Annotated in this window: 9 protein-coding genes and 1 pseudogene; 5 read left to right on the top strand and 5 right to left on the bottom strand. The window is 72.2% G+C overall.

Translation table 11 applies throughout. The features are described from left to right. Positions 1 to 134: 134 nt before the first annotated feature. Positions 135 to 701 carry a flavin reductase family protein gene (locus tag FrCorBMG51_RS34990; protein ID WP_476742204.1) on the bottom strand — a complete coding sequence of 189 codons (567 nt, stop codon included), beginning with the start codon at positions 699 to 701 and terminating at the stop codon, positions 135 to 137. Positions 702 to 1,252: 551 nt separating this feature from the next. After that, a complete protein-coding gene (locus FrCorBMG51_RS18415; protein ID WP_200902497.1) occupies positions 1,253 to 2,224 on the bottom strand; it encodes a metal-dependent hydrolase in 972 nt (323 codons plus the stop codon). 154 nt (positions 2,225 to 2,378) lie between these two features. Between FrCorBMG51_RS18415 and FrCorBMG51_RS18410 the strand changes: the two genes are divergently transcribed. Further along, positions 2,379 to 3,020, top strand: coding sequence for a TetR/AcrR family transcriptional regulator (locus tag FrCorBMG51_RS18410; RefSeq protein ID WP_047224295.1), 642 nt, complete (start codon positions 2,379 to 2,381; stop codon positions 3,018 to 3,020). A gap of 354 nt (positions 3,021 to 3,374) precedes the next feature. Then, a complete protein-coding gene (locus FrCorBMG51_RS18405) occupies positions 3,375 to 3,971 on the top strand; it encodes a hypothetical protein (RefSeq protein ID WP_235433704.1) in 597 nt (198 codons plus the stop codon). A gap of 125 nt (positions 3,972 to 4,096) precedes the next feature. Here the strand turns inward: FrCorBMG51_RS18405 and FrCorBMG51_RS31685 are convergent, their stop codons facing one another. Continuing rightward, on the bottom strand, positions 4,097 to 4,432 hold the full coding sequence (locus FrCorBMG51_RS31685) for a Clp protease N-terminal domain-containing protein (RefSeq protein WP_047224293.1): 336 nt from the start codon (positions 4,430 to 4,432) through the stop codon (positions 4,097 to 4,099). Between the two features lie 57 nt (positions 4,433 to 4,489). Between FrCorBMG51_RS31685 and FrCorBMG51_RS18395 the strand changes: the two genes are divergently transcribed. The 3 genes from FrCorBMG51_RS18395 (at position 4,490) to FrCorBMG51_RS18385 (ending at position 7,053) form a co-directional block, all read left to right on the top strand. Then, complete coding sequence (locus FrCorBMG51_RS18395) at positions 4,490 to 4,912, top strand: RpiB/LacA/LacB family sugar-phosphate isomerase (protein ID WP_047224322.1); 423 nt, start codon at positions 4,490 to 4,492, stop codon at positions 4,910 to 4,912. 231 nt (positions 4,913 to 5,143) lie between these two features. Continuing rightward, a complete protein-coding gene (locus tag FrCorBMG51_RS18390) occupies positions 5,144 to 5,623 on the top strand; it encodes a MarR family winged helix-turn-helix transcriptional regulator (RefSeq protein WP_052914819.1) in 480 nt (159 codons plus the stop codon). Continuing rightward, positions 5,623 to 7,053: an MFS transporter gene (locus tag FrCorBMG51_RS18385; RefSeq protein WP_200902496.1), complete on the top strand. Its 1,431-nt coding sequence runs from the start codon at positions 5,623 to 5,625 to the stop codon at positions 7,051 to 7,053. Before FrCorBMG51_RS18390 ends, FrCorBMG51_RS18385 begins: the two co-directional genes overlap by 1 nt. On the opposite strand, the gene FrCorBMG51_RS31680 is transcribed toward FrCorBMG51_RS18385, so the two are convergent. Both FrCorBMG51_RS31680 and FrCorBMG51_RS18380 read right to left on the bottom strand, forming a co-directional pair. Further along, positions 7,048 to 7,248: a hypothetical protein gene (locus FrCorBMG51_RS31680; RefSeq protein WP_235433703.1), complete on the bottom strand. Its 201-nt coding sequence runs from the start codon at positions 7,246 to 7,248 to the stop codon at positions 7,048 to 7,050. The genes FrCorBMG51_RS18385 and FrCorBMG51_RS31680 overlap by 6 nt on opposite strands. Before the next feature lie 119 nt (positions 7,249 to 7,367). Further along, positions 7,368 to 7,608 (bottom strand): annotated as a pseudogene (locus FrCorBMG51_RS18380) (hypothetical protein); the annotation flags it as partial.

Here is a 7,608-nt window from a genome sequence, read left to right as displayed (position 1 = left end):
GCTGGCGGGCCGACGCTCGGGCCGGTGTCTGGACCAGAGTGGGCATGGATGTCGCCTCCGGGTCGGATGCCCTCCCGGTTCGGGCGGGCGCTTCGCACGACTGCACGGTTCGGTCGCTCGGGGTGGATGAGAGATCACAGGTCCAGGACGAGGCGTTCGCCCGCGCGGGCGCGGGAGACGCAGACGAGCATCGCGCCGTCGGCACGCTCGGTGTCGGTGAGCCGGTGGTCACGGTGCTCGACGGCTCCGGCGAGGACGCGCTGGCGGCAGATCCCGCAGAAGCCCCGTCGGCAGGAGTAGGCGGTCGTGGGGACGGCCTCGGCGAGCACGTCCAGGACGGACCGGTCGGCGGGCACGGGCAGCACGCGCCCGCTGCGGGCCAGCCGCAGCTCGAAGGGCCGGTCGTCCCGGATCGGGGCGGAGGCGAACCGCTCGACGTGCAGGCCGCTGGCCGGGCTCGCGTCGAAGGCCGCCTGGATGCCGTCGAGCACGGGGGACGGGCCGCAGACGTAGACAGCGGCCCCGGCCGGGGCGCGGCGCAGCAGGCCGGTGGTGTCGGGTCTGCCGTGCTCCTCGTCGGAGAGGATCTCCACCCGGCCGTGGAACCGGCGCAGCTCGTCGGTGAACGGCAGTGACGCGCGGGTGCGGCCGCTGTACACCAGCCGCCAGTCCAGGCCGCGCCGGGCGGCCTCGCGGACCATCGGCAGGATCGGGGTGATGCCGATGCCGCCCGCGATGAACAGCACGCGGGGCTCGGCTGCGAACGGGAAGGCGTTGCGCGGCCGGCCCACGGTGAGCCGGCTGCCCGCCGGCAGGGCGTCGTGCACCTCGACCGACCCGCCGCCGCCGGNCCCGCCGCCGCCGGTGTCGAGACGGCGGACCGCGATCTGGTAGGTGCCCCGGTCGGCGGGGTCGCCGCACAGGGAGTACCGGCGTCGGCGGCCGGAGGGCAGGTGCAGCTCGAGATGGGCGCCGGGCCACCAGGCGGGCAGCGCGGCCCCGTCGGAGGCGGCCAGGCTCAGGCGGACGACGCCGTCGGCCACGTACCGGCGGTCGGCCACCACGAGGTTCAGCGTGGACGCGGGCGCGGGCAGCGGTGTGGGCCGATGCTGACGGCTGCCCGACCGGGTGGCCAGCGGGAACAGCACGTCACCGACAGCGGCCAGCACCCTCATCCCGCGGTCGGCACGGGGCCTGCCGTACAGGTCGGGGGGAACATACCGGCCCCCCGGTTGCGGGCCCTGCCCGGACATCAGCGGGCGGCCGCGGCGCGGGCGGCCGGGGAGGTGGCGAGGTAGGCGACCGCCTGCCGGGTCGAGCCCTCCTGCGTGGGGTGGTAGTCACGCCTGAGGTAGCGCAGCCCGGAGCGCACGGCCTGGCCGGGGGCTGGCAGCAGCCCCCGCCGGGACGCCGCGAGGAAGGCACGCCAGCTCTCCGCCCGCCGCGGCCCGCCCAGCCGTGATCCGGCCAGCTGTGGATCGGCGGCCATCAGGAAACGCGCTCCACGGATCCATAACCAGTACAGGATGGGACCGGTGAGCGCCATGGCGCGGATCCGCCGTGGATAGCCCGGGTCCAGATGCCTGAGCAGGTCGTACGCGACGCTGCGGTGCTCGACCTCCTCCGCGCCGTGCCAGCGCAGCAGGTCCAGCATCACCGGGTCGGCGCCGGCCCGGTCCAGGGCGTCCGCGCCCAGCACCCAGTCGCCGAGGAAGGCGGTGAAGTGCTCGACCGCGGCGATGATCGCCACCTGCTCGACGACGTGTTCCCGGGCGCGCCGCGGCGACAGCCCCGGACGATCCCCCAGCACCTGGTGGAAGAGCCACTCAAGCTGCCGTAGGTACGGGTCCGGATCCAGCCCGGTCGCGCGCAGGTGCTCGAGCGCCCCCTGGTGGGCCTGCGCGTGGAGGGCTTCCTGACCGATGAACCCCAGCACGTCCTCCCGCACCCGGCCGTCCGTGATCATTGGCAGGGCGCGCTGGAAGACGCGCACGAACCAACGCTCGCCCTCGGGCAGCAGCAGATGCAGCACGTTGATGGTGTGGCTGGCGACGGGCTCGCCCGGAATCCAGGGGTCCGGCAGCCGTGACCAGTCGAAACGGACGTCACGCGGCTGCAGGACCAGGGCGTCGGGCTCGGCGAGGGCGTCGGGCTCGGCGGCGAAGACCGTGGTGGTGGCGGTAGCGGTGGGGGTGGGGGAAGTGGATGCGGTGGCAGGGGGCATCGGAGCGCTCCTCCATCACGTGGCGGGGGCTGAAGAAGGCGCGGGGCGTCGGCTCCGGCTCGGGGACGGCGTCCTTGTTGAGACTGGCTCAACAGTAGGCCCTGTTGAGCCAGAGTCAATAGCACTGTTGAGTTTCGGTCAATAAGATGGGCGCATGGTCCGCCCTCCCGGTGTACGCGGCACCCGGCTCCTCCCTTCCGACCGCCGCGGCCAGTTGCTGGCCGCCGCCCGCCACTTCCTGGAACGAGGGACGATCGACGACGTCCGCATCGAGACCGTGGCCGCCGAGGCGGGCGTCTCCCCCGGGCTGCTCTTCCACTACTTCGGCTCGCAGCGCGGGTTCCGGCACGCCGTCCTGCGGGCAGCCGCCGAGGAACTCCTCGACCACCTGCGCCCCGACCCGTCCCTGGCTCCCGGCGAGCAGCTGCGCGCCGGGGTCGAGACCTTCGTCGAGTACGTCTGCCGCCACCCCGACGTCTACCTGGCCATCACCCGGCTCGACGGCGGCAGCGACATGCGCACCCTGCACCGCTCGACCCGCGCCACCCTGGCGGGCTGGCTCACCGAGGGCCTCACCACCGCGGGCGCGCCGGCCACCCCCGCCCTCACCATGGCCGTGGCCGGCTGGCTGGCGTACATGGAGGAGGTCGTCCTCACCTGGCTCGACCAGCCGGCCATGGACCGGGCCGACCTCGTCAACCTGTGCGAACGCACCTGCTACCAGATCGTCATGGCCGCCCTGAACGACCCCGAGCAGTACGAGCGGCTCACGGACCGCATCCGCGGCCGCGCCTGAGCGCCACCGTCACCACCAGCGCCGTACGACCCGCCCGGCCCCGCCAGGAACAGCCAACCCGCCGGGGACAGCAATCCCCCGCCAGGTCAGCTAAAAGGCAGTCAAGCCGTCAGGGTGGCCACAAGGACAACCAAAAGGGCAATCGGAAAAACAGCCGGCGGGACGGCTGGCAAAGCCGGCGGGCAGGTTCGTGTTCCGCCCGGCTGTTCCCTGGGCACCATCATTCCCGCGGGCATTTCCGTGGGGCCCGGTAAGCGAGCCGTCCCCGTCGCGACTCACGACGCGGTAAGCCGTCGGCAATGACGAACACCCAGGCTGTCGACGAGGCCGAACTCTGTGCGAGGTCAGGTGATGATGGTTCCGGTATCACGTAAACCAGTTACCCGTGCGACACAATGCGGGGCAGTCCTGCTGGCGGTACTGCTCTCTGTCGTACTTGTCGGTGCGTGCGGTTCCAGGACGACCGGCGGCGGGAGCGCGGCGCCAGCCGCCGCCGCGTCCGAGCCGGCAGACGCCGAAACCCCCTACGAAGGCACCTGTCCGAGCGGTGAGAACAGCAGGCCGCTGGCCAAGACCCGTTTCGCGCTGCACGCCGGCCTGGAGCTGGGTGCCTTCCAGCGGTACATCTACAAGCCGGCACGGGAAGGGAAGTTCAGAGCGAACGCGGACAACCGGGGGCGCACGCTCGCCAAGGCGGCGGTGGCCGGTCTGTTCACCGCCCACGAGCTCAAGGTCGCCAAGGGGTTCGCGGTGGCCAATCCGACGCTGTGCAACGCCGCACAGTCGATCAGCAACAATTTCACGGCTCTCGTCGACAAGCTCAAGAACGGCAGCGCGACCGAGGCTGACGTCAACGCCAGCCAGAGCTCCTTCGACGCGCTCCGCCAGCAGGCCACCCAGGATGGTTTCGGCTTCAACGAGAAGAACGTCACCGTCCCCGGAGCCGACTGACCACCCCACCGGGGCGCGTGACCCGCATACGCGTGCGCCCCGAATCCGGCCGTTCCCGCGTGAACCACTGACAGGACCGGCGCGCAGGCATGCCGGTATGCCGGTATGCCGGTATGCCGCCGCGGTCATGCCTTCCCGCCGGCGACGATCACGGCGAGGGCGGTGGCGAGCTGTACCTCCACGGCGGCCCTGTCGACGCCGAGCCCGGACAGCGCACCGTCGCCGTCCTCCCGCTCCAGCAGGGCGAGCAGGATGTGTTCGGTGCCGATGTATCGGCAGGAGTCACGGAGAGCACGTCGGCGAGGAACACCTGTTGCGTGGCGCGAGCGGCTCGTCCGCGGGCCATCCATCGGGTCACGGTCGAGGAAGCGGACGGCGGCGCGTCGGCCTGTCGTTTCGACCTGGAACGGAACGTCGAAGGACGCCGGGGAAAGGGACGTTGAAGACGGGGAAGAGGTCATCGATGATACGTCGGTCGGCGGTGGGGCTGGAGGACGAGACGGATGGAGGACGAGGCGATGGCACGGATCGGGTTCGCAGCCGACAGCGAGAACGAGTGCGTCCACGCCGTGCGCGAGTTCATCCGTACCGAACATGAGCTGGTGTTCCCGAGCGAGTCCACGGTGTGGACCGACATGTCACGTACCGTAGCTGAAGCGGTCGTCGCTGGCGAGGTCGACTACGGGGTGCTGATGTGCTGGACGGGCACCGGCACCGCGATAGCGGCCAACAAGGTACGTGGCGTGCGGGCGGCCACGGCCGCCGACGCGTGGACGGCCCGCGGCGCGCGGCTGTGGAACGACGCCAACGTCCTGGCTCTGAGTCTCAAACGCCTGGCCCCCGACGTCGCCGTCGAGTGTGTACGCGCCTTCCTGGAGCAGACCGAGCCCGACCCCGAGGAACTACCCGTGATCCAGGGCCTGCGCGACATCGACGGCTGACCACACGCCCCGGTAGCGCGGGGCCTACCGGCCGGGAAGTTCCACCGACGGTGGGTCCCAGCTGCCGCTGTTCGCCATCGAATGGGCATTCGGGCAGACGGCACCGGGTCTCCGGTCGCCAAGAAAGATCAACTATTGGCTGAAGCCAACACGGCGCTGGAGAAAGCCGTCTTGAGGCCATGTCCGATCTATCAGTTGGTTTTATTCAACCAATCGAGATAGCGTGGCCGTATGACCAGTACGGCTCCTCAGACCGATCAGGCCATCGCTGGCGCGGCGGTGGCGCTCAACACCGCCGGGTGCTGGCTGTTGTCACCGGCTACCAAGCGCCGCATCGCAGCCGAGGCGGGGCTGACCCTTCCCGCGGGCGACTACACGCTGCTGACACAGATCGACCGCTGGCAGCCGGTGCGACTGTCCACGATCGCCGAGCGGCTGGAGGTGGACCGCTCCTCGCTCAGCCCGCAGACACAACGGCTGGCGAGCGCGGGGCTGATCCTGCGGCTGCCGGACCCGCTGGACCATCGCGCCCAACTGGTGGAGGTCACCGAGCAGGGCCACGAGGTGCTCGAACGGCTGTGGGCGGCCCGGTCCCGGGCACTGGCGGAACTCGTCGCGGGCTGGGCAGCCGAGGACGTACACCGGCTGACCGCGAGCCTGGTGAGCCTCGCCGAGAGCATCGACGCCCGGGCGCACCGGACAGGTGCCTGATGAGCGTGGAGCGCGGCCTGGACCGGGCCGCCCTCCCCGAGCCCGCGGTCCCTGCCCCGACGCCCGCGCCCACCTCCGTCCCGCTGCCGCGCCGCGCGCCCGACGGCGTGATCACGGCGCTGGCCTGCCTGGGCCAGTTCATGGTCGTACTCGACGTGTCCATCGTGAACGTGGCACTGCCGTCGATCCGCGACGCGCTCGGCTTCTCCACCGCCGACCTGCCGTGGGTCGTCAACGCCTACACCCTGACCTTTGCCGGCTTCATGCTGCTCGGCGGGCGGGCCGCCGACCTGTACGGCCGCAAGCGTGTCTTCGTCGCGGGTGTCGCCCTGTTCACCGTGGCCAGCGTGCTGGGCGGCGCCGCGCCCTCGGCCGGGGTCCTGGTCGCGGCGCGGGCGCTGCAGGGCCTGGGCGCGGCGATCCTGGCCCCCTGCACGCTGACCATCCTGACCACGACCTTCCCCGAGGGAGCCCGGCGCGCCCGGGCGATCGCCGCGTGGACCATGGTCGGCGCGGTCGGCGGCGCCGCGGGGGCGATCCTCGGCGGCCTGCTCACGGACTACCTCGGTTGGCGGTGGATCCTGCTGGTCAACCTCCCGGTGGGGGTCGCCGTCGTGGCCGGCTCGCTGCTGTGGCTGGCCGACCTGCCGGGGCTGGGCGGGCGCAGCCTGGACGTCCCGGGCGCCGTCACGGTCTCCGCCGGGCTCACCGCGGTCGCGTACGGCATCGTCCAGGCGGGCAAGGACGGCTGGAGCCCGGTGGGAAGCTGGCTGCCGATCGTCGTCGGCGTGCTGCTGCTCGCGCTGTTCGTCGTGGTGGAGCAGCGGTTGGCGACGGTGCCCCTGCTGCCGCTGCGGCTGCTGCGGTCGGCCCTGCGCAGCGGGGCGAACGTGGTGATGTTCCTGCTGGGGGCCGGGTTCTTCGGGCTGCTCTACTTCGTCTCGCTCTACCTGCAGAACGTCCGCGGCTACAGCCCGGTGGAGGCGGGACTGGTCTTCGTGCCGCACGCGGTGGCCACGGTCGTCGGCGCACGGACGGCGGCACGCCTGCTGGCCGCCGGCCGCCGGCCGCCGGNCCGCCGGCCGCCGGCCGCCGGTGCTGATCTCGGCGGGGCTGCTGATCTCGGCGGCGGGCTTCGGCTGGCAGGCCGCGCTGCGGACGGACACGCTCGTGGCGCTGGGCGTGATCGGCCCGGGTGCGCTGGTCTTCCTCGGTATCGGTGTCGCGCTGACCCCGATCGCCGTGACGGCCATGGCAGGCGTGCAGCCGCAGGACGCGGGTGTCGCCTCCGGTCTGGCCAACGCGGCCCGGCAGGTGGGCGGTTCGTTCGGCCTGGTGGTGCTGACCTCGCTGGCCGCCGCGCACACCAGCTCCCGTCCCGACGGCTCCGGGCCGCATCCGAGTGGCGCGGCTCTCACCTCCGGCTATGACCTGGCCTTCATCACCTCCGCGGCGATCCTGGTGGGCTGCGTACTGATCACACTGCTGTTGCCCTGGCCGCCGAGGCCGAAGCCGAAGCCGGCGGCGGTGCCGGAGGGCTGACCGACCGACGGCTGGCAGCTGCCCGGCGGCGGTAGGCGCCGGTCCGCGCGGCTGGCTCCAACCGAGTTCCAGCGATCCTCCACCGCAGGGTGAAAGGTTCGAGCGGAACGGAAAGTCCAGGCTGGACGGAAAGTCCGGGCGGGGCGAAAAGTCCAGGCAGGGCGAAAAGTCCAGGCGAGACAGGCAGGACGCACGCCGGACGTCAGACGATCCGGCGGACCGGCCGCGGGCCGGGGCCGTGGGTGGCGAAGCGGGGCACGGCCGCGGCGGCATCCCTGCCCACCGTGGCGGTGGTGTCACGGCGGCCCGGCAGGTCCCCGCGCAGCAGCACGGTGATCGCCTGGTGGACGAGCAGGTAGCCCCACATCTCCTGGCGGACCCCGCTCGCCGAGCGGGACCGCAGCACCGGCACCGGCACCGGCACCGGCTCGGGCCGCCCATGC

The organism is Protofrankia coriariae (assembly GCF_001017755.1).
GTDB classification, from domain to species: domain Bacteria; phylum Actinomycetota; class Actinomycetes; order Frankiales; family Frankiaceae; genus Protofrankia; species Protofrankia coriariae.
Note: the sequence above shows the minus strand (reverse complement) of the source record. Positions and strands in the feature narration are given on the sequence as shown.